This window comes from Sphaerisporangium sp. NPDC051017, from assembly GCF_040683095.1.
Taxonomy (GTDB): Bacteria; Actinomycetota; Actinomycetes; order Streptosporangiales; family Streptosporangiaceae; genus Sphaerisporangium.
On record NZ_JBFBCI010000079.1, the window covers coordinates 12,368 to 32,927 of the forward strand.

A 20,560-nucleotide genomic window follows, 5' to 3' on the forward strand; every position below is an offset into this window, starting at 1 on the left:
GGGTTTGTACAGTTCTGTTATGACTACCACGCGCGCCGAGGTGCACCACAGCCACCGGGACGTGACCGGCGGGTGGCTCCGTCCCGCCGTGTTCGGCGTGATGGACGGCCTGGTGTCGAACGCCTCGCTGATCGCGGGCGTGGTGGGCGGAGGCGCGAGCACCGCCGCCGTCACCATCACGGGGCTCGCGGGCCTGGCCGCCGGCGCCTTCTCGATGGCCACGGGCGAGTACACCTCGGTGCGCTCGCAGTCGGAGATGACCATGGCCGAGATCAACGTCGAGCGCCTCGAGATCGCCCGCAATCCGCAGGCCGAGGAGAACGAGCTGGCGCAACTCTACGAGACGCGCGGGCTCACTCCCGAGCTGGCCCGCGAGGTCGCCCGCCAGCTCCACCGCCACACGGACGTCGCCTGGCGGGTGCACGCGCGCGAGGAGCTCGGCGTCGACCCCGACGACCTGCCCTCGCCGTGGGTGGCCGCCGGGTCGTCGTTCCTGGCCTTCGCGATCGGCGCGCTCGTCCCCCTGCTGCCGTTCCTGCTCGGCTTCGGCTCGGTGCTCGCGGCCGTGCTGCTCACCGCCGCGGGCCTCGCGGGGACCGGCGCCATGGTGGCCCGGCTGACCGGCCGTTCACCGCTGTACGGCGGGGCCAGGCAGCTCCTGCTGGGAGCGGCCGCGGCCGCCGTCACGTACGGGATCGGCGTCGCGGTCGGCACGGCCGTCGGCTGAGCCCCGGCAACTCCCGGCGTCCCCCACTCGTTCGCCCGCCGCCTCGCCGCGGCCCCGGGCGGGCGCCGCGTCCCGGGTACCGGGTTTCGTCCTGATTCCGGGGTGCGGCGGGCCGACGTCAGGGGTGCGATCAAGCCTCTGACCGGCCACGTCTTCCCCCAGCACGGGTGAATGTTGTCTATTGTTTGGCCGTGCCGATGAATACGAACGACCCTCAGATCGACGGCCCCGATGTCCTGCCACGCCCCCAGCCGGATCGCTCCGTGCTCGTTGTGGCGCCGCCCGAGGAGGCGCAAGGCCACTGGGCCGGCGCGCCGAGCGCCGTCCTCAGCGACGGCGCCTACTACCTCGCCTACCGCCTCAGGCGCCCCATCGGCCAGGGACGCGGCTACGCCGTCGTCGTCGCGCGATCCCTGGACGGCGAGCGCTTCGAGACGATCTACACCCTCGGCCGCGAGGAGGTCGACACCGAGTCCCTGGAACGGCCCGCCCTAGTCCGGACGCCGGAGGGTACGTGGCGGCTGTACATCAGCTGCGCCACCTACGACTCCAAGCACTGGCGGGTCGAGCTGATCGAGGCGGACGACCCGGCGCGGTTCGACGCCTCCACGCGGCACGTCGTCCTGCCCGGCGACCCCAAGACCGGGGTGAAGGACCCGGTGATCGTCCGCCACGACGGCGTGTGGCACCTGTGGGCCTCCTGCCATCCGCTCACCGACCTGGGCGAGGAGGACCAGATGGTCAGCGACTACGCCACCAGCCCCGACGGGCTGGACTGGACGTGGCAGGGCACCGCGCTGAGCGGCCGTCCCGGCTGCTGGGACTCCCGGGGCGCCCGGGTGACCGCGGTCGTCCGCCACGAGGGGACGCTGCACGTCGCCTACGACGGGCGGGCGACGGCCGAGGAGAACTACGAGGAGCGCACGGGCCTGGCCACGGGAACCGACCCCGCGACGCTCACGCCCGTCGGCGAGAAGCCGCTGGCCGAGTCACCGTACGGCGGGCTTCGCTATCTGGACGTCCTGGAGCTCCCGGACGGCGGCAAGCGGTTGTACTACGAGCTGACCCGCGAGGACGGCGCGCACGAACTGCGCACCGAACTGCGCTGACAGTACTGCGCTGACAGTGAGCACCCCCGGGCCTTCCCGCCGGCACCTGTGAACCCGGCACCCGGTGACACGGGCCGCTCCTTCCGGTGAGGGGCGGCCTCCGGTCAGGAGATGCGGGGGCGGCCGTTGCGGGCCTGGCGCTGGCCGGGCGGACGGTCGCCCATCAGCCCTCCCGTCCGATCGCGCGGCCCGAGCCAGTCACCGAAGTCCTCGCCCGTCACCTGACGCAGCAGGGCGACGTCCCGTTCGAACCGGGGGATCAGCGCCTGCCGTTCGTCCCAGCTCAGGGGGCGGCGCGGGCGGCCGTTGTCCTGGAGGGCGCCCTCCAGCGTCTCGGTGAGGCGGCCCGCCAGCGCGCCCGGCAGGTGACGCCCCACGGCCGCGCCCACACGCATCACGCGCGACAGCGCCTGGTGCCGCAGGGTGTGCTCGGGGTGGGCGGTGACGTTCTCCCGGGGCACCTCGGCGATCAGCCCGGTCTCCACGCCGAGGAACTCGCAGATGCGGTCGAGGGTCGCGAGCGGCGCGTCCACGAGGTCCCGGTAACGGAACACCAGGACGTCGGCCGGGGAGAACAGCTTGAACAGGTCCCGGAGCTGCTCGCCGTACCGGCCGAGCCCGACGTAGTGCCAGAAGGCCGACCAGCCCGCGGCGATGCGGCGTTCCTCCTCGGCGCAGGCGCGCACCACGTCGCCGATCGGCTCCAGCCCCGCCGACCACAGGTGCGTCCAGTTCGAGTGCGCCCGCTCGACCGGGTCGCGTAGGACGACGATCAGTTTCGCGCCGGGGACCATGGCGTGGATCCGGCGCTGTGCCTTGCGGTCGTACAGGTAGAACGGGGTGGACTCGCCTCGCAGCGTTCCCGGCGGCGCCTGGTCGAACAGGGCCTCGTATTCCTCGCGGCGCCAGACGTGCTCCCGGAAGGTCTGCGCGTCGCCCGGCCCGCCCCGCGTCGGCGGCGGCCCGTCCGTGAGGAAGAACTTCGGCTCCTTGACCGCGGACATGAACAGCGCGGGGTGTCGTGCGAGCGCGGCGTGCAGGGCGGTGGTCCCCGCCTTCGGCGCTCCGATCACCAGGAAGTCCGGTAGGGCCATCCGATCCCCTCGGTGAAGAACGGCAACATCCGTCAGCATACCCACTCAATACGTAGGAAAAGGGGATTTTGGCCGACCATGGCCAGGACTTTGGGGTCTCACAACCGCTGTCCGCACAGGTGAGGCACGGCGCCCCGGGGGGAGGGCTCTTCCCCGCCGCATTGCCAACATGCCGCGCCCACGAACGATCAGCGACGAGGAGATCCTCGCGGCCGCCGACCACCGGCGTTGCGGACGGCCGAAGCCGGGGCGGCAGCCGTGCCGGAACGGCCTTCCGGGCGCGTTCGCCCTGTTCGCCGGCCATGGTCCTGACTTCTCGCCGGTAGGACACATGACGGCCCGCGACGGCCGTGATCACCTGGGGGCGCGATCCTCCCGTCTGCCCCCTGCTCGGCAGTTCAGGGCCCTGTTTCGTCGAACCGTGAGGAGCATCCATGATGCGCAGAATCGCCTGCCTGGCGGCCGTGACCGTGATGGCGCTGGGGACGGTGGTGGTGTCCGCGGGCGGCGCCTCCGCGGCGGTCACCCCGATCTCCGAGGCCTGCACCGCGACCGGAACCGTGGACGTGGCGGTCACCGTCCCCGCCCCGCCCGGCCCGCCCCGCGTCATCGGCACGAACCGCTTCAGCTACGTCGGGTCGCAGGCGGTCGGTCTCACCGCCTACCGCTACTGGCACGTGTCCTACAAGAACGTCGGCGATCTGTCGTGGTCGTACCTGGGCGCGCACGCGGTCAGGTGCTCGGGCGCCACGATCACCGGCACCTACGACCTGACCAGGACGAACTACACCGTCACCGACGCACGCCAGTGCACCCTGTCCGAGAACTTCGAGAGGGTCGAGAACTTCGGCTTCCCGAACATGAGGACCCTCTACTTCGGCTACGTGGGAAGCAGGACCGACAGCGCGGACACCTTCCGCTACTGGGGAGTGAGGACCGACACCGGCTCCACCCTGACCTTCGCCCCGGCCGCGGCCCGCTGCGACTGATTCCCACCCCGCCGCTTCAGGCCGTGTGGTGGTAGGCGGGGTAGGTGAGGTAGCCGGCGTCGCCGCCCTGATACCAGGTGGACTCGTCGTGCGGGGCGATCGGTAGCCCTTGGCGGAGCCGTTCCACCAGGTCGGGATTGGCGATGTAGGCGCGGCCGAAGCTGATCAGGTCCGCGCCGAGGCCCAGCCAGTGGTCGGCTGCTGCCTTGTCCGCCTGCCGGGGGCCCATCGGGAAGGACGGGTTGACGATGAGCGCGGCGGGCCAGGCCTTGCGCAGCCCGATGACCACGTCCTCGCCGGTGGTGACCTCGAGGTGGACGTACGCCAGGCCCAGGGGTGCCAGCTCGGCGAGCAGCGCGCCGTACAGGGCGGGCACGTCGGTGTCCTCGGCGCCCCAGATGCCCGCGCCGGGCGAGAGCCGGATGCCGGTCCGGTCTCCTCCCACCGCCTCGACGGTCGCGGACACCGCCTCCACGGCGAACCGGATCCGGTTGGGGATCGACCCGCCGTAGACGTCGGTGCGCAGGTTGGCGGTGCTGGAGAGGAACTGGGAGATGAGGTAGCCGTTCGCGCCATGCAGTTCCACGCCGTCGAAGCCCGCGTCGAGCGCCCGGCGGGCGGCCTCGGCGTAGGACCGCGCGTGCTCGGGGACCTCGGCGGTGTCCAGCGCCCGCGGCACCGGGGCCGGCCTGCGTCCTGCCGGGGTGAACACCTCGCCGGCGGCGGGGACGGCCGAAGGGCCCACCGGCCGCATCCCCGTGGTGTCGGGGTGGGAGACGCGGCCTCCGTGCATGATCTGGGCGAAGATACGCCCGCCATTGGCGTGGACGGCGTCGGTGACCGGCCGCCAGGCCGCGACCTGCGCGTCGGTGTACAGGCCCGGGGTGCCGGGGTTGGACTGCCCGACGAGGCTCGGTTGCACGCCTTCGGTCACGATGAGCCCGGCGGTGGCGCGCTGGGCGTAGTAGGTCACCATCGATGGGGTCGCCAGGCCGCCCGCATCCGCGCGGACCCGCGTCATCGGGGCCATCACCACGCGGTTCGGCAAGGTGAGCGCGCCGAGCTGGTAGCGGTCGAAGAGGGTCGTCATTCCTGCGTGCCTTTCGGGATGTCTGCGGTGTCGCGCCCGCCACGGGGGCGCGACGACTACGCTAAGACCTGACACTGACGTCAGATGCAAGCGTCAGCCGAGGTTTCCGACGGGAGATGCGCGATGCGGATCGGGGAGTTGGCGGCGCGGGCCGGGGTGAGCGTCCGTTCGCTGCGCTACTACGAGGAGCAGGGCCTGCTCACCAGCACGCGCAGCCTCAGCGGCCAGCGCCACTACACCGACGACGAGGTCGAGCGGGTCAGGCTCATCCAGCGCCTGTACGCCGCCGGGCTCTCCAGCCGCACGATCGCCGAGCTGCTGCCGTGCGTCGACTCGCCCAGCGAGCAGAACTCCGACGAGGCGTTCGAACGGCTGGTACAGGAGCGGGACCGGATCAGCCGGCACATCGAAGAGCTCTCCCAGGCCCGCGACGCCCTCGACCGCCTCGTCGACGCCAACCGCGCGCACCGCGCCCGGCTGACGACTCCCTGACCTCACGCCTTCCCGGCCGGCTCCCCTGAGCCCCTCCCCGACCTGGCCGAGCACCTCCGCGCCGTCTCCTCCTTCGCGTTCCTTCCTGCCATATGGCGTTTCTATGGCGTCGCTCCGTAGCGTCCGAAGGGTGCGTACAGCACATTCCTGCATGGGAGGCAACGTGGACGAGCCCGTTCAGACGGTCGAGGCCCAGCCCCGCAAGCTCAAGCTGGAGCTGCGCAGGCTGGAGAAGATCGAGACCACCCTCGAACGCGACGAAGGTTGATGACGGATCGACCAAGGAGCCGGCCGGGTCTTCCCGGCCGGCTCCCCTTCTCCCCCACAGCACCAGGAAGGGTTTCCCTCCATGCGGTCTCCTCGTGTCAAGCTCGTTCACCGGCCCTACGCCCTGCCGGGCAACAGGATCACGATCGGCCTGATGCAGTACGGCATGGCGGCCGAGATCCAGGACGACGAGGACGCGGCCATCGAGCGGCTCATCCAGCTCATGGACGGCACCCGCACGATCGAGCGGATCTGCGCCGAGTTCGCCGAGACCCACCAGGCGGTGGCCGAGGAGAGCGTCCGTGAGGTCGTCGACGGCCTGGTCGCCGCGGGCTACATCGAGGACGCGAGCGCGCCGCTGCCGGACAACCTCACCCCGAGGGAGGCGGCCCGGTACGAACCGGCCCGCCACTTCTTCGCCTGGATCGACCCCACGCCGCGCGGCTCACCGTACGAGATCCAGTCCAAGATCAAGGACGCCCGCGTCACCCTCCAGGAGTGCCCGTACCTGCTCCTCGTCTCTTACGTCGTCGAGGAGCAGCAGCACGGCACGGTCCGCGGGTCTCGACCGGTACAGCGCCGCGCGCTCCTCCCACGACTCGGGAATCGCCGCCCCGCGCACGTGCAGGGCACGCAACAGCTCCGCCAGCAGGTCGCCCCGCGTACGGGGGGCCGGCGAGGACCCCGCGAGCCGCACGTAGAGCTGCCCGTCGGGAAAGCGCGGCCGGAGCCGATGCGCGAGGTGAACGGCCAGCGTACTCTTCCCCACCCCTGGCGCGCCGTGGACGGCCGCGATGACCGGCGCGCCCGCATGACCCGCGAGTATCGTCCCGGCCAGCGAGTCCAGCTCCTCGCCCCTGCCGACGAAGTCACCGATGTCCGGCGGAAGCTGACGGATCACCGGCCACGACACGACCTCTTCCCGTTCCGGCCTGGCGCGCGAGACGGGCAGCGGATCGCCCCGCAGAATCGAGGCGTGCAGGCCGGTCAGCTCGGGACCGGGATCTATCCCCATCTCCGAGGCGAGCACCGAGCGTGCCCGGTGATAGGCGTCCAGGGCCTCGGTCCGCCGTCCGGCCCGGTAGAGGGCGAGCATGTACCAGATCCAGGCGCGTTCCCACGTGGGGTGGGCGTGCACGATCTCCAGCAGCTCACCGACCAGATCATCGTGCCGGCCGAGGTCGAGGCGCACGTCGATCCAGTCGGCCCTGGCATGCGCCAGCCGCTCCTCGACGCCGCTGATCCGGGGCGTCATGCCACTGCCGAACCACACGTCCTCGAACGGCCGGCCGCGGCACAGCGAGAACGCGCGCCGGAACTCGCGGTCGGCCGCAATCAGGTCACCGCGAGCGGCCTCGTGACGCCCCCGCCCTACGGCGTCATCGAAGATCGACAAGTCGAGCTGGTCGCGCTCCAGAGGCAGCAGATACCTCGACCCCTGCGTCCGCAGCGTGGCGACCCCCGCCAGGGAGCGCCGCAACTGCGAGACGTACGTCTGCAGATTGGCGACCGCGGACGCGGGCGGCCTGTCCCACATCGCGGCTACCAGCTGATCTCGGGAGACCGAGGTGTTGAAGTGGAGGAGGAACGTGCCGAGAAGCGCGCGGAGCTTCCCGCCGAGTCTTACCGGCCCGTTGTCACCGTGGACCTGGACCGGGCCGAGCACGAGCAAACCTGGCCGGGGGATCTCGTCCACCGCAGACGCTCCTATGTGACGGGGAGACAGCCGGAGACCATGACGTCACGAGACCGGAGCTACCCCCGAGCGCACATGACCGACAACACCCCCTATACCCACTCAACCGACCGATCCGTACGCACGCTCCCCCGCACGAATTCACCTCACCACCACAGCCGGCGAAGCGATCCCGCACCCGCACGAACGCCGACACTGATGCGGCTCATGCGCCCCTCCGTCCGGCGGGTGATCATGCGGATCGACTTCGGACCCTCCGCGGCCGAGGGCGCGGGCTGACGTCCCGGTCGCGCTCAGGGGCGCGTGGTCGCACGGCGCCGCGCCGAGCGGCGGGTCTCGTCGAGCGGCCCGGAGCTCCCGGGGCGGCGGGGGCTCGGAACGCGGTGGTCGAGGAGGGCGGCGTGGTGGTCGGCGGCATGAGGGCCGCCGGGGTCGGCGTGGACGGTGGCCGCGCGCAGGCGGGGCACGCGGTGGATGAGCCGGTGCTCGGCCTCCACGGCCACGGCGTGCGCCTCGACCAGCGACACGCGGTGGTCCACGGTGATCTCGACCTCGGCGTGCAGGGCGTGGCCGATCCAGCGCACGCGGACGGACCCGACGCCCCGGACGCCCGGGGTGGCGGCGAGGACCTGCTCGGCCGTGTCGAGCAGGGCGGGGTCCACGGCGTCCATCAGCCGGTGGTAGATCTGCCGCGCGGCGTCCCGGAGCACCACGCATATCGCGACGGTGATCAGCAGGCCCACCAACGGGTCGGCCGCGCGGAACCCGAGCGCGGAACCGCCCGCGCCCAGCAGCACCGCCAAGGACGTCAGGCCGTCGGCGCGCGCGTGCAGGCCGTCGGCGACCAGCGCCGCCGAGCCGATCTCGCGGCCCACCCGGATGCGGTAGCGGGCCACCCACTCGTTGCCGAGGAACCCGGCCACGCCCGCGACGGCGACCCAGCCGAGCGCGTGGACGTCCTCGGGTGCGAGCAGCCGCCGCACGGCCTCGTAACCGGCCATCACGGCCGAGGCGATGATCACGGCGACGATCGCCAGGCCCGCCAGGTCCTCGGCCCTGCCGTACCCGTAGGTGAAGCGGCGGGTCGCCGCGCGCCGTCCCAACGAGAAGGCGATGGCCAGCGGGACGGAGGTCAGCGCGTCGGCGAAGTTGTGCAGGGTGTCGCCGAGCAGCGCCACCGAGCCGGAGTAGGCCACGATCACCGCCTGGACCAGGGCGGTCGCGACCAGGACGGCGAACGACAGGACGAGGACGCGCATGCCGCGGCGGCTCGACTCCATGGCGGCGTCGGTCCTGGCGGCGCTGTCGTGACTGTGCGGCGCGAAGACGTGCAGCACGGCGTGCAGGGCCGTCGCCGCCTTCGTCCTCAGCCCGCGCACCCCTTTCGCAGCTTCTCCCTCGCCGCGTCCATGCCCGTGTGCATGCCCGTGTCCGTGTCCGTGCCCGTGTCCGTGTCCGTGCCCATGACCGTGTTCATGGCCGTGGCCGTGCTCATGTCCGTCTCCGGGCCCGGCCGCGTGATCGTGGATCGGGGGCGGAGGGCCGTCGGTGGGTGGAGACCCGTGCCTGAGCCGGTCGGACATGGTCACCCCTTCCGCGGCCGTTTGCGGGGATCGGCCCTCGCGCGCATTATATGTAGCCATGTACGCACGCGACAACGAATCAGGTGCGCATCTGTTGCAGGAGCAACCCAGTGCCGCCCAGGTCGAGACCGCCGTCGACGCTTTCCGCATGCTCGGCGACGCCGCCCGGCTGCGGCTGATGTGGCTGCTCGCCTCGGGCGAGTACGACGTGACCTCACTGGCCGAGGCCATCGGCACCGCCAGGCCCTCGGTCTCCCAGCATCTCGCCAAGCTCCGGCTGGCCGGGCTGGTCGAGACCCGCAGGCAGGGCCGCCGCGTCCTGTACCGCGCCCGCGACGCGCACGTCCGCCGTCTGATCGCCGAAGCCCTCTTCCACGCCGACCACGAGGTGTCGGGAATCCCCCGCCACGACACCTGACCGGCCTCCACACCAGGGGGACCCTGACCGGCGGTGGCTCGGGGCTCTGCGGCGGCGGACGCCCATCGACCGGGCCGGCGTCGCCGGAGGGCTGACGGTGGTCGGCGAAGGGGGGACGGGCGCGGAGGCCGTCGAGGTGGCCCGCCGGGAGCGGCCGGACGTCGTGGTCATGGACGTGCGGATGCCGGAGATGGACGGCATCGAGGCGACCCGCCGCATCTGCGGCTCCCCCGAGACGACCGGGGTCCGGGTGCTGATCCTCACCACCTTCGACCTCGACGCCTACGTCTACGCGGCGCTGCGGGCGGGCGCCGCCGGTTTCCTGCTCAAGGACACCCGTCCGGCCGACCTGCTGGCCGCCATCGGGATCGTCGCGTCCGGCGAGGCGCTGCTCGCGCCGACCGTGACCCGGCGGCTGGTCGCCGAGTTCACGCGCCGTCCCGAGCCGGACCGCGCGCTGCCGCGCGAGCTGGACGGCGTCACCGGACGCGAGCGCGAGGTGCTGCTCCACATCGCGCGCGGGCTGTCCAACGGGGAGATCGCCGAGCGTCTGCACCTCAGCCTGGCCACGGTGAAGAGCCACGTCGGCCGGCTGCTGGCCAAGCTGAACGCCCGCGACCGCGCCCAGCTCGTCGTCGTGGCGTACGAGAGCGGGCTGGTGACGGCCCCGCCCCGCCCCGCCCCTGAGCCTGCGCGCTCGCCACGGGGACGCCGCCCGCCGCCGCCGTCGGAGTCGGAGTCGGACGAGGCGGCCGCCCGGACGACCAGCCTCCCCCAGCAGCGCTACCTCCACGCCCGGGCCGATCGCCTCACCTGAAGGTGACGAAAGCGGGACTCCGCGGCCCGTCCGGGAGGTCGCGGATCCAGGGAGATCCTGCACGCGGCGGGATGATGAGCCCGCCGGAACTGACCGAACGCGCGCGAATGCACTCCGTACAACGTCCGGAGTTATTGCAGGTGAGAAGATATGCGCGTGCCACCCACGATCCACCGGAGTGGAGCCGGTGACCCGGCTCGCACCCTGGAATTGCTCTGGAGGGAGCCGGGCGCCCGTCCCTCGCAGCGCGGGCCCCGCCAGGGCCTGACCCTCGACGAGGTGGTCGCGGCCGCCATCGCCCTCGCCGACTCCGAGGGGCTGGAGGCCCTGACCATGCGCCGCGTCGCCCAGGCGCTCGGCGTCGGGGCGATGTCCCTCTACACCTACGTCCCCGGCAAGGCCGAGTTGCTCGACCTCATGGTCGACACCGTCCTCGGGCGCGTGGCGCGCCCGGAGTTGTCCCATCTCCCCTGGCGTGCCCGGCTGGAGACGGTGGCGCGTCACAACCGGGACCTGTACGAACGACATCCGTGGATGCTCGCCGTGTCCACCGGCCGCCCGCCGCTCGGGCCTGGGGTGCTGGCCAAGTACGAGCACGAGCTGCGCGCGTTCGAGGGCCTCGGCCTGGACGACGTCGAGATGGACGACGCCCTGACCTACCTGCTGGGCTTCGTCCATACCTCGGCCCGCGCCGCGGCCGACCTGCGCGCCGCCCAGCGCGAGAGCGTGCTCACCGATGAGCAGTGGTGGGAGGTCAGCGGGCCGTTGCTGGCCCGCGTGTTCGACGGCGCCCGCTACCCCACCGCCACCCGAGTGGGCGCGGCGGCGGGCGCGACGCACAACGTCCCCGCCAGCCCCGACCACGGCTACGAGTTCGGGCTGCTCCGCGTCCTTGACGGGCTCGGCGTCCTCATCGACCAGCGCGCCTCCGGGCGCGAGGGCCGTTAGGTCGATCACGCCGGAGGTAAGCGGGCGCGTACCACTGCCCCGGTCAGCGGCTAAGGCGCTGGTAGCGCCGCACCGACAGCGGGAAGAAGATCACCAGGATGAGCAGCGGCCAGACGAGCGCCATCAGCGACGCGTGCTGCGCGGCCCAGGAGTCGCCGCCCCAGCCCGGGTTGCCGAACAGGTGGCGGGTCGCCGCGACCGTGGCCGACAGGGGGTTCCACTCGGCGATCGCGCCCAGCCAGCCGGGCATGGTGGCGGGCGAGGCGAAGGTGTTGGACAGGAAGCCGAGCGGCCACACCAGGATCTGCACCGCCATCACCGCCTCGGGGCTCCTGATGACCAGCCCGAGGTAGATGCCGATCCACAGCAGGGCGAAGCGCAGCAGCAACAGCAGGCCGACGGCAGCCAGCGCCGCGCCCGGCCCGTCGTGCCAGCGCCAGCCGATCGCCAGCCCGCAGGCGATCATGACGGCCAGCCCGGCGACGGAGTTCAGCATGTCGGCGGCGCTGCGCCCGGCCACCACCGCCGAGGGGGCCATGGGCAGCGACCGGAACCGGTCGGTGACGCCTCTGCTCACGTCGGTGCTGACGGCCGTGAACGTGGCCTCGATGCCGAAGACCATGGTCATGGCGAACATGCCGGGCATCAGGAACTCGCGGTAGTCCCCGCCGCCGGGGATCACCATGCCGCCGCCGAACAGGTAGGCGAACATCAGCACCATCATCACCGGGAACAGCAGCCCGACGACGAGCTGGGCGGGCTGACGGGCCCAGTGGGACAGGTCACGGTGGGTGATCACCCAGGCGTCGGACAGGGCCCACCGCAGCCGGCCCGGCCCGCCGCGCGGGGCGAGATCGGCCGCCGCCGAGGAGGCGATCGTCACGCGGCCACCTCCTGCCGCCCGGCGCGCTCCTCGGCGGGGTGCCCGGTCAGCCGCAGGAACACCTCGTCGAGGGACGGGCGGCGCAGCGTGATGTCCTCGGCCACGATGCCCGCCTCGTCCAGGGCCCGCACGACCTCGGTCAGGGCGGCCACCCGCTCGCGGACCGGCGCGCCGACCCGGCGCGTGTCCCGGTCGGACTCCGGCTCGCCGCCGGTGACCCGCCCGACGATCGCCATCGCGGCGGGGATCTCGTCGTCGGCGCGCAGCACGACGTCGAGGCGGTCGCCGCCGATCGCGCTCTTCAGCTCGCCGGGAGTGCCCTCGGCGATCACGCGCCCGGAGTCGACCACGCAGATCTTGGCGGCGAGCCGGTCGGCCTCCTCCAGGTACTGCGTGGTGAGCAGCACCGTGGTGCCGGCGGCGACGAGCGAGCCGACCGCCTCCCAGACCTCGTTGCGCCCGCGCGGGTCCAGCCCGGTGGTCGGCTCGTCCAGGAACAGCACGGAGGGGGCGAGGATCAGCCCGGCCGCGAGGTCCAGCCTGCGGCGCATGCCGCCGGAGTACTGCTTGACGGGCTTGGCGCCGGTGTCTGCCAGCCCGAACCGCTCCAGCAACTCGTCGGCCCGGCGGCGGGCCCGCGCCAGGCCCAGGTGGTAGAGCCGGCCGAACATGACGAGGTTCTGCCGGCCGCTCAGCACCTCGTCCAGCGCGGCGTGCTGGCCGACCAGCCCGACACGGTGTCGCGCCTTCGCGGCCTGGCGCACGATGTCGACCCCGGCGACCTCTGCCCGGCCGGCGTCGGGCCGCAGCAGCGTGGTCAGCACCCGGACGGCCGTCGTCTTGCCGGCGCCGTTGGGTCCGAGCAGCCCGCAGACGATGCCCTCGGGCACGGCGAGGTCGAACCCCGCCAGGGCCTCCGTGTCGCCGTACCGCTTGCACAGCCCCTCGGCGACGATCGCGTGTCGCGTGGAATCCACTGGCGTCCTCCTCGGCTCGATTCTCCGTACGTCGTACCGTACAGCATACGGGAGTGCGTACGGTACACCCTGCGGGAGGACGGCGAGCGGCACGGGGATAAGATTCGAGCCACGATGACCACCGAGTACACCGGCGCGGGCGACCCCGCGCGCAGCCTGGCCCTGCTGTGGCGCACCCGCGAGAAGTCCGGCAGGAAGGGACGGCCGGATCTCGGCGTCGACCGCATCGTCGGCGCGGCGATCGAGCTCGCCGACGCCGACGGCCTGGCCGCCCTGACCATGCGCCGCGTCGCCGAACGGCTCGGGGTCGGCACCATGTCGCTGTACACCTACGTGCCCGGCAAGGCCGAGCTCCTCGACCTCATGCTGGACACGGTGATCGGCGAGGGCGCCCGGCCCGTCGGCGTCGAGGGCGGCTGGCGCGCCAGGCTGGAGCTGATCGCGCGCGAGAAGTGGGCCCTCTACCAGCGCCACCCCTGGCTGCTGTACGTCGCCACCTCCCGGCCGCCGCTCGGCCCCAACGTGACCGCCGCCTACGAGTACGAGCTGTCCGCCGTGGACGGCGTCGGCCTGACCGACCTGGAGATGGACTCGGTCGTCGCCCTCATCGGCGGGTACGTCCACGGCGCCGCGCGCGGCGCGGTCGAGGCGGCCCAGGTCGAGCAGCGCACCGGCATCTCCGACGAGCAGTGGTGGTACGCCCGCGCGCCCTACCTGGGCACGGTCATGGACGCCGGTCGTTATCCGCTGTCCGCGCGCGTGGGCGCGGCCGCCGGCGAGGCGTACGGCGCCGCGTCCGACCCGGCCCACGCCTTCGAGTTCGGCCTCCAGCGCGTCCTCGACGGCATCGCGCACCTGATCGACCAGCGCGGCGCGCCGGAGTCGTAGCGGTCAGGCGGGTTTGCGGGCGTCGATGAGGAAGCGGGTCGAGTGCGCGACGAAGGGGCCGTCGGCCGCGATCCTTTCGTGCAGCGCCCGCAGGCGGGTGAGGTGCTCCTCGGCCGTGAAGCCGGGGACGATCCAGATGACCTTCCGCAGGAAGTAGACCACGGCCCCGACGTCGTGGAACACCATCCGCAGGCGCTGGAACCGCAGGTCCGCCACCCTGAGGCCCGCCGCCTCGGCCGACGCCTGCGCGGCCTCGGGGTCACGGGTGTGCGGGCCGGGCCGCGGCCCGAGGAACCACTCGGTCAGCTCCCCCGCCGACGCCGGCCCGACCTGCTGCGAGAAGTAGGCGCCACCCGGGCGCAGGACCCGCGCGATCTCCTCCCACCAGGTGGACACCGGGTGGCGGCTGGTCACCAGGTCGAAGACCCCGTCGGCGAACGGCAGCCGCTCGCCGTGGGCGTCCACGACCGCGACCCCGCGCGGGCGCAGGCTCTCGGTCGCGCGGGCCAGGTTCGGCGGCCAGGACTCGGTGGCCACGGTCAGCGGCGGCAGCAGCGGGACCCCCGCGAGCACCTCGCCTCCACCGGTGTCCAGATCGAGCGCCGCGGACGCGCGCGCCATCCGCTCCGCCAGCAGCCGCGCGTACCCCCACGACGGCCGCTCCTCGGTCGCCCGCCCGTCCAGCCAGGAGAAATCCCACCCGTCGACCGAAACCGCCGCGGCCTCGGCCACCATGTCGTCGAACGCGCGATCGCCGCCCATGCCCCCAGCCTGACCTCCGAGCCCCCGTTGATCAAGTCGAGTCCACGGTGAAAGAGTTCGGACGGCTGGAGCGCCCGGGCCCGGCCCGCCTCGAGCACGAACTCCCGGCCGGTCTCCCGATCGGCGTCGCGGCCCGGGTCACTCTTCGCCGGAGAACCGCTCCCAGGCGGACTGCCGGGTCATGTCGAGGGCCGCGCCGATGCGGGCCCAGGTGACGCCCCTGTCGCGCAGACGCTGCACCCAGACCCGCAGGTTGGCCTCCACCTGGGCGCTCACGGCGGCGACGCGGGGCAGCAGTTCGAGGATCTGCTCGTCGGTCATGAGGTCCGGCCAGGGCATCTCCGGCTTCTCCACCGCCAGTTCCTCGGCCAGGATCTGGCTGCACAGGCCGACGCAGCCGTCGCAGATGTGGACACCGGCCCCGGCGATCAGCTTGCGCACCTCGGTCTTGGGCTTGCCACAGAACGAGCACCGCAGGTCCTGGTCGGCGAGGGATGGAGCGGACATGGGTCCTCCACACGTCTCTTGTCAGGCTGGTCCTGACAGGGGCGATCCGACCCTACGTCCGTCAGGCAGCTCCTGACAACTCCGCACGGCCCGACCCGGCCGGAGTGCCGTCTTCGGCCGCTTCACCCGTTTGGAGGAGGCCCTGCGCCGCGACCCCTCCGGCAGCGGCCTCGGCCTCGGCATCTCCCGCGAGATCGCCGAGTCGCACGACGGCACCCTCGTCATCGAGGACTCCCCGCGCGGCGCCCGGTTCGTCCTGAGACTTCCCCTCGTGGAGGACGAGATCCTCCCACCTGCGACGCCTTCCGGCGGCGTGTCTTCGGCTCGCTCGCACGGGTTTGATGCATAATCGCAGCACTTCTAACGAGGTCCGAGAACCGGAGGCGCCGTGGATGATCACGTCCCCCTGGTGCTGATGCGGCTGCCGGAGGCCGCGGCCGAGTTCCTGTCGTCCCTTCGGGCCAAGAAGCTCTCGCCGCACACCCTCGCCGGGTACGAACGCGATCTGCGCCTGGTGGCGGGGGCCGCCGCGGACGTGGCGGGCGTGCCGGTGGAGGACCTGGAGGTGCGCGCGCTGGGCGGGCGCCTGGTGCGGGCGGCGTTCGCCGAGTTCGCCGAACCGCGCTCCGCGGCGAGCGTCAACCGGGCGTGGAGTGCCTGGAACCAGTTCCTGACGTTCTGCGTGGCCGAGGGGATGCTGGAGGGCAACCCGATGGCGGCGGTGCCCCGGCCCAAGCAGCCCGCCAAGGCGCCCAAGCCGCTGCTGGGCGACGGCTCGGCGTCGGCGACGCTCCTGGAGCGGATCGCGGCCGGCGCCCGCGAGTCCCGCGACCCGTGGGTGGAACGCGATCTGGTCGTGCTGGCCCTGGCGCTGGTGACCGGCATGCGCTCGGCCGAGCTGCTGAGCCTCACGCTGGGGTCGATCGGCGGGGCCGAGGGCGACCGGCGGATCCAGGTGGTCGGCAAGGGAGGCAAGACCCGCTCGCTTCCGATCGAACCGCCCATCGAGCACCTCATCGACGCCTACCTGAGCAGCAGGCTCGGCCGGTTCGGGCTGACGACGCTCCCCCGGTCGGCCGCGCTGCTCGTCGACACCCGCAACGAGCCGCTGCGGCGCGGCGGCCTGCAGTATCTGGTGCGCGAGTGCTACCGGTACGCCGGGATCCACGACCGGGTGCAGAAGGGGACGCTGGTGCACGCGCTGCGGCACGAGTTCGCCACGCGGCTGGCCGAGCGGGGCGCCTCGGCGCACGAGCTGATGGAGCTGCTCGGCCACTCGTCGATCGTGACGGGGCAGGCGTACGTCGCCTCGACGGCGCGCGAGGTGCGCGGCGCGGCGCGCGCGAACCCGGCGTACGGGGTGCTGGAGGGCCTGCGGCCGTCCGGCGACCGCCCGTGACGACGACGCGGAGCCGCCCGGCCGCCCGTGACGAAGTTCTGGGGTGCCCGGACCGCCCGTGAGGAGGTCAGAGCTGCCGGACGAACGCCTCGGCTTCCTCCTGGCCCATGCCGGTCTCGCCGCGCACGAGGAAGACGGCCTGATCGGTGCGGCCGTCGGCCTTCAGATCGCGCGCCCGCGTGGCCAGGTCGAACCGCGGAGGCCCCGCGGGCGCGTCGGCGATCGGAGGCCGGGCGGGCCGGGGGAGCAGGCGGGCGACGGCCGGCGGCACGGGACGCCCCTCGGCCACGGCCTCGACGTAGTCCTTGGCGTCCTTGAGCCCGATGCCGGTGCGCTGGCGGACCAGCTTGATCGCGTGGATCTTCTTCCCCTGCGCGGCCAGGGCGTAGGCCTGACGCCCCAGAGCGTCCAGGTGCGGCGGCGCGGAGCGCTCGTCCCACGCGGAGATGTACGAGGGGCCGGAGCTGCTCGTGCCCCGGCGCGCGAGACCGAACATCACTCCCAGCAAACCGCCCGCGACGACGAGGAGAACCAGGATCTCCAGCCATCCGATGCCAAACATGCCTGGATCCTAGTGCTTCGGACGCTCCCGTCGCGGGCTCGGTGGTCAGGGGATGACGGCTGTGGCGATGATCTCCACCATCTGGCCGGAGTAGCCGAGGAACGAGACGCCGAGCAGGGTCGAGGTGTGCGGGCCCGCCGACAGCTCGGACGCCCGCACGACCTCCCAGACGCTCAGCAGGTCCTCGTGCCGGGTGGTGGCGACGTAGACGGTGCTGGCGACGACGTGGGACAGGTCGCTGCCGACGGCGCGCAGGGCGGTCTCCAGGTTGCCGAGCACCTGGCGGGTCTGGGCGGCCGGGTCGCCTGGGCCGACGAGCCTGCCCTCGGCGTCCATCGGCACGGCCCCGGCCATGAACGCCAGGCGCTCCCCCGTCTCGACCACGGCGGCGTGCGCGTACCCCGGAGGCGGCAGCAGGCCGGGGACGATGGTGCGAAGCGTCATGACGGTCCTCCACGCGGGCGGCGGGGCCCGCCACCGGGGCGGGCATGGGCACGGAGGGCCCATGATGTCCGGGACGCGCGGCGGGTGTCATCCGGTTTTTCCGCCCACGTTCCGGCCCCCGGCGATCCCGCGACCGCGATCCGGCGGCCGGTTCGCGCGTGGGGCACGGGATTGTCGGTGCGAGGGGGTACGGTCGGCGTGATCCATACCGGGAAAGGGATCGGAAAGGACCGGAGCTGATCGATGCGCCCCGCCGAGCTGACGCGAATCACCGTCGAGGAGTCCACCGACCGATATGTGGAGCTGGTCCGCGCCAAGACCGTGACCGGGGCGCTGTCCCCGGCGACGGCGGAGGTCTACGCGCGCGACGTCGCGACGTTCTCGGCGCTGGCGGGCCCCGGCCAGGTGCTGGACGACCTGACGGGCGAGGACGTCGACGCGGTGCTGCTGGCGTTCGCCCGCAAGCCGGACGGCCGCCGCACCTCCCCCGGCGGCGAGTCGCAGAGCGCCTCCTCGCAGTCACGGTTCCGGCGCTCGGTGTCGGCGTTCTTCAAGCACGCCACGTTGTCGGGGTGGGTGCAGGTCAACCCGATGACGGCGGTGACGGTGACGGCCAAGGAGCGCGGCGGGCTGCGCGCCGAGCGCCGCGCGCTGACCCGTGAGCAGGCGCAGGGCCTGGTGGGTGCGGCGCGGTCGCTGTCGTCGTCCGAGCCCGAGCCGCGCGGGCGGCGCGACCAGCGCATGGAGGCGCGCGACGCGCTGATCGTCCTGCTGCTGTCCACCCTCGGCCCGCGCGTGTCGGAGCTCGTGCGGGCCAACGTCGAGGACTTCTACACCAACGACGGCGTGCGCTACTGGCGCATCTTCGGCAAGGGCGGCCGCACCCGCGACGTGCCGCTCCCGGCCGACGTCGCCGAGGCGCTGGACGCGTACCTGTCGCGCGGCCGCCCGGCGACGGCCGAGAAGGCGCTGCTGCTGTCGTGGCGGGGCAGGCGGCTGGCGCGGGGCGACGTCCAGGCGGTCATCGACCGCGTCCAGCGGCACGTCGACCCCTCCCAGCGGCGCTCGGTGACGCCGCACGGCCTGCGGCACACCACCGCCACCCACCTGCTGGCCGACGCCGTGGACATGGACGCGGTGCGCCGCGTGCTCGGGCACAGCGACCTGGCGACGCTGGGCCGCTACCGCGACGAGCTGCCCGGCGAGCTGGAGGTCGCGATGCGCACACATCCCCTGCTGCGCCGCCCGCCCGCCGCTGGGTGACGACGGCGGCGGCAAGGCTCGGGGTGCCGCCGACGTCGCCATAGGTCCGCTGTCTCGGGCCTGTGGTGGTCACACGGTCGCAGTCGTGGTCGTGGCCTTGACAGGGGCCTTGAGCGGGAAATGTCGGGATTTACTCCTTTATCTCACTGCATATCCGGTTACATGGGGCCCCACGAGACGGGATGATGGGCGCGTGTGGTCGATGCTCGTATCCTTCGCGGTTGTCGCAGGTCTGATGACCATCGTTCCCGGGCTGGACACGGCCTTGGTGCTGCGGTCGGCGGTGACCGCGGGCAGGCGGCACGCCTTCGCGACGGCGCTCGGCGTCAACACCGGCGTGCTGGTGTGGGGCGCCGCGGCGGCCGTAGGCGTCTCGGCGCTGCTGACCGCCTCCGAGCTGGCCTACTCCGCGCTCCGGTACGCGGGCGCGGCGTACATGGTGTTGCTGGGCGGGGCGATGCTGTGGCGAGCCCTGCGCGGCGGAGGCCAGGGTCACGCGCGGCCGGACGGCACGGACGATCGGGAGGGCGGGGCCGGACGGGCCTGGATGCGCGGCCTGGCGACCAACCTGCTGAACCCCAAGGTCGGGGTCTTCTACGCGGCGCTGCTGCCCCAGTTCATGCCCGAGGGCGTGCCGCACCTCGCGGCGGGCGTCCTGCTGGCGCTGGTGCACAACCTGGAGGGCATGGCGTGGTTCACCGTGCTCATCCTGGTCACCGGGCTGGCGCGGCGTGTGCTCTCCAGGCCGGCGGTGCGCCGCGCCATGGACGGCCTGACCGGCGCCGTGCTCGTCGGCTTCGGCCTGCGCCTGGCACTGTCGCGCCATTGACGCGCTCCCCGGGCTGAAGTGAAGCCCGGGGATTCCGCCTGTGCCGCACATGCTCACGCGGCGGCACTTCGGTGGCTTCCTGCTTCCTCGACCGTGCCCTTCTTACCGCGCCGGGGCGCGGGGGCCGGGGTCTTACGGGTCTCCACAGGCGTTTTGGGTCTCCGCTTCCCGCCCATCTCAGGCGCGGGTTTCCGTCCAGCGGCGACCTGCCGCCTCCCGGCGGCCAGGATGTTACGTGCGGCGTTGACGTCCCGGTCGTGGACCGCGCCGCACGGGCAACTCCACGACCGGACGTTCAGCGGCATCGACTCGGCGACGGCCCCGCAGTCCGAGCACAGCTTGGAGGAGGGGAACCACCGGTCGATCCGATGAAAGACCCGCCCATACAGCGCGGCCTTGTACTCCAACATGGTCACGAACGCCGACCAGCCCGCGTCATGCACGGACTTGGCCAGCCGGGTGCGCGCCAGTCCCTTCACCGCCAGGTACCTGCCGGCCGCGTCCTTGACCACCGTCACGCTGGACGGGTCGGCGGGCAGGGAACGTGACCAGCGGACGTCCACGTCCCCGATCTTCGGCAGGCGCAACCTCCCGCCCGTGGTGATGGAGAACCGGGCGTTCCTGGTGAAGCGGATCGCCTGCCGGTTGTCCTTGCGGGACCGGAACCGGGGCGGGCCCACCTTCGGCCCCTTCCGCTTCCCGCTGATCGAGTCGAAAAAGCTCCGGTACGCCGTGTTCAGGTCCGCCAGCGCCTGCTGCAAAACCACAGCCGACACCGCACCCAGCCAGGAGCGATCCGGCGTCTTCTTCGCCTCG

Annotated in this window: 22 protein-coding genes and 2 pseudogenes; 12 read left to right on the top strand and 12 right to left on the bottom strand. The window is 72.6% G+C overall.

The genetic code is table 11. From position 1 onward, the window contains the following. The first annotated feature begins 19 nt into the window (after positions 1–19). The gene (locus tag AB0M95_RS36800) at positions 20–727 is read left to right on the top strand and encodes a VIT1/CCC1 transporter family protein (protein ID WP_363775085.1); all 708 of its coding nucleotides are present in this window, start codon (positions 20–22) and stop codon (positions 725–727) included. A 197-nt stretch (positions 728–924) separates the two neighbouring features. After that, on the top strand, positions 925–1,836 hold the full coding sequence (locus AB0M95_RS36805) for a hypothetical protein (protein ID WP_363775139.1): 912 nt from the start codon (positions 925–927) through the stop codon (positions 1,834–1,836). Between the two features lie 104 nt (positions 1,837–1,940). Here AB0M95_RS36805 and AB0M95_RS36810 read toward each other — a convergent pair whose 3' ends face one another. Beyond that, the gene (locus AB0M95_RS36810; protein WP_363775088.1) at positions 1,941–2,930 is read right to left on the bottom strand and encodes a sulfotransferase; all 990 of its coding nucleotides are present in this window, start codon (positions 2,928–2,930) and stop codon (positions 1,941–1,943) included. A gap of 434 nt (positions 2,931–3,364) precedes the next feature. Between AB0M95_RS36810 and AB0M95_RS36815 the strand changes: the two genes are divergently transcribed. After that, on the top strand, positions 3,365–3,919 hold the full coding sequence (locus AB0M95_RS36815; protein ID WP_363775091.1) for a hypothetical protein: 555 nt from the start codon (positions 3,365–3,367) through the stop codon (positions 3,917–3,919). A gap of 16 nt (positions 3,920–3,935) precedes the next feature. Here the strand turns inward: AB0M95_RS36815 and AB0M95_RS36820 are convergent, their stop codons facing one another. Further along, positions 3,936–5,009: an alkene reductase gene (locus AB0M95_RS36820; RefSeq protein WP_363775093.1), complete on the bottom strand. Its 1,074-nt coding sequence runs from the start codon at positions 5,007–5,009 to the stop codon at positions 3,936–3,938. Positions 5,010–5,132: 123 nt separating this feature from the next. Between AB0M95_RS36820 and AB0M95_RS36825 the strand changes: the two genes are divergently transcribed. Continuing rightward, positions 5,133–5,501: a MerR family transcriptional regulator gene (locus tag AB0M95_RS36825; RefSeq protein WP_363775095.1), complete on the top strand. Its 369-nt coding sequence runs from the start codon at positions 5,133–5,135 to the stop codon at positions 5,499–5,501. Positions 5,502–6,213: 712 nt separating this feature from the next. Here the strand turns inward: AB0M95_RS36825 and AB0M95_RS36830 are convergent. From AB0M95_RS36830 to AB0M95_RS36840, 3 genes are all read right to left on the bottom strand, one after another. Beyond that, a complete protein-coding gene (locus tag AB0M95_RS36830) occupies positions 6,214–7,464 on the bottom strand; it encodes an AfsR/SARP family transcriptional regulator (protein WP_363775097.1) in 1,251 nt (416 codons plus the stop codon). 293 nt (positions 7,465–7,757) lie between these two features. Next, positions 7,758–8,843 (bottom strand): cation diffusion facilitator family transporter, encoded by a 1,086-nt coding sequence (locus tag AB0M95_RS36835; protein ID WP_363775100.1) that lies wholly within the window; start codon positions 8,841–8,843, stop codon positions 7,758–7,760. Further along, positions 8,831–8,959, bottom strand: a complete 129-nt coding sequence (locus tag AB0M95_RS36840) for a hypothetical protein (protein WP_363775103.1) — start codon at positions 8,957–8,959, stop codon at positions 8,831–8,833. The genes AB0M95_RS36835 and AB0M95_RS36840 overlap by 13 nt, the downstream gene beginning before the upstream one ends. Positions 8,960–9,141: 182 nt before the next feature. Between AB0M95_RS36840 and AB0M95_RS36845 the strand changes: the two genes are divergently transcribed. From AB0M95_RS36845 to AB0M95_RS36855, 3 genes and pseudogenes are all read left to right on the top strand, one after another. Next, positions 9,142–9,465 (top strand): metalloregulator ArsR/SmtB family transcription factor, encoded by a 324-nt coding sequence (locus tag AB0M95_RS36845; RefSeq protein ID WP_363775106.1) that lies wholly within the window; start codon positions 9,142–9,144, stop codon positions 9,463–9,465. A gap of 91 nt (positions 9,466–9,556) precedes the next feature. Continuing rightward, positions 9,557–10,129 (top strand): annotated as a pseudogene (locus AB0M95_RS36850) (response regulator transcription factor); the annotation flags it as partial. Positions 10,130–10,438: 309 nt separating this feature from the next. Beyond that, complete coding sequence (locus tag AB0M95_RS36855; protein WP_363775109.1) at positions 10,439–11,230, top strand: TetR/AcrR family transcriptional regulator; 792 nt, start codon at positions 10,439–10,441, stop codon at positions 11,228–11,230. Positions 11,231–11,273: 43 nt separating this feature from the next. Here AB0M95_RS36855 and AB0M95_RS36860 read toward each other — a convergent pair whose 3' ends face one another. Continuing rightward, positions 11,274–12,107 (bottom strand): ABC transporter permease, encoded by an 834-nt coding sequence (locus AB0M95_RS36860; RefSeq protein WP_358522014.1) that lies wholly within the window; start codon positions 12,105–12,107, stop codon positions 11,274–11,276. 2 nt (positions 12,108–12,109) lie between these two features. Then, positions 12,110–13,090: an ATP-binding cassette domain-containing protein gene (locus AB0M95_RS36865; protein ID WP_363775112.1), complete on the bottom strand. Its 981-nt coding sequence runs from the start codon at positions 13,088–13,090 to the stop codon at positions 12,110–12,112. 114 nt (positions 13,091–13,204) lie between these two features. Here AB0M95_RS36865 and AB0M95_RS36870 point away from each other — a divergent pair, with 114 nt between their 5' ends. Further along, positions 13,205–13,978 carry a TetR/AcrR family transcriptional regulator gene (locus tag AB0M95_RS36870; RefSeq protein WP_363775115.1) on the top strand — a complete coding sequence of 258 codons (774 nt, stop codon included), beginning with the start codon at positions 13,205–13,207 and terminating at the stop codon, positions 13,976–13,978. Positions 13,979–13,981: 3 nt separating this feature from the next. On the opposite strand, the gene AB0M95_RS36875 is transcribed toward AB0M95_RS36870, so the two are convergent. Both AB0M95_RS36875 and AB0M95_RS36880 read right to left on the bottom strand, forming a co-directional pair. Beyond that, positions 13,982–14,740 (bottom strand): class I SAM-dependent methyltransferase, encoded by a 759-nt coding sequence (locus AB0M95_RS36875; RefSeq protein WP_363775118.1) that lies wholly within the window; start codon positions 14,738–14,740, stop codon positions 13,982–13,984. A gap of 138 nt (positions 14,741–14,878) precedes the next feature. After that, the gene (locus tag AB0M95_RS36880) at positions 14,879–15,247 is read right to left on the bottom strand and encodes a ClpX C4-type zinc finger protein (RefSeq protein WP_363775121.1); all 369 of its coding nucleotides are present in this window, start codon (positions 15,245–15,247) and stop codon (positions 14,879–14,881) included. Between the two features lie 118 nt (positions 15,248–15,365). Here AB0M95_RS36880 and AB0M95_RS36885 point away from each other — a divergent pair. Both AB0M95_RS36885 and AB0M95_RS36890 read left to right on the top strand, forming a co-directional pair. Next, positions 15,366–15,596: pseudogene (locus tag AB0M95_RS36885) on the top strand (ATP-binding protein); the annotation flags it as partial. Positions 15,597–15,662: 66 nt separating this feature from the next. After that, the gene (locus AB0M95_RS36890) at positions 15,663–16,646 is read left to right on the top strand and encodes a tyrosine-type recombinase/integrase (RefSeq protein ID WP_363775142.1); all 984 of its coding nucleotides are present in this window, start codon (positions 15,663–15,665) and stop codon (positions 16,644–16,646) included. A 67-nt stretch (positions 16,647–16,713) separates the two neighbouring features. Here the strand turns inward: AB0M95_RS36890 and AB0M95_RS36895 are convergent, their stop codons facing one another. Both AB0M95_RS36895 and AB0M95_RS36900 read right to left on the bottom strand, forming a co-directional pair. Next, positions 16,714–17,208: a ribosomal protein L7/L12 gene (locus AB0M95_RS36895; RefSeq protein WP_363775124.1), complete on the bottom strand. Its 495-nt coding sequence runs from the start codon at positions 17,206–17,208 to the stop codon at positions 16,714–16,716. A 45-nt stretch (positions 17,209–17,253) separates the two neighbouring features. Continuing rightward, positions 17,254–17,652, bottom strand: a complete 399-nt coding sequence (locus tag AB0M95_RS36900; RefSeq protein WP_363775127.1) for a RidA family protein — start codon at positions 17,650–17,652, stop codon at positions 17,254–17,256. Positions 17,653–17,895: 243 nt separating this feature from the next. Here AB0M95_RS36900 and AB0M95_RS36905 point away from each other — a divergent pair, with 243 nt between their 5' ends. Together AB0M95_RS36905 and AB0M95_RS36910 are read left to right on the top strand one after the other, a co-directional pair. Then, complete coding sequence (locus tag AB0M95_RS36905) at positions 17,896–18,915, top strand: tyrosine-type recombinase/integrase (RefSeq protein ID WP_358521436.1); 1,020 nt, start codon at positions 17,896–17,898, stop codon at positions 18,913–18,915. 235 nt (positions 18,916–19,150) lie between these two features. Continuing rightward, the gene (locus tag AB0M95_RS36910) at positions 19,151–19,744 is read left to right on the top strand and encodes a LysE family translocator (RefSeq protein ID WP_363775130.1); all 594 of its coding nucleotides are present in this window, start codon (positions 19,151–19,153) and stop codon (positions 19,742–19,744) included. A 53-nt stretch (positions 19,745–19,797) separates the two neighbouring features. On the opposite strand, the gene AB0M95_RS36915 is transcribed toward AB0M95_RS36910, so the two are convergent. Beyond that, the coding region (locus AB0M95_RS36915; RefSeq protein ID WP_363775133.1) for a transposase at positions 19,798–20,560 on the bottom strand (763 nt) is incomplete at its 5' end.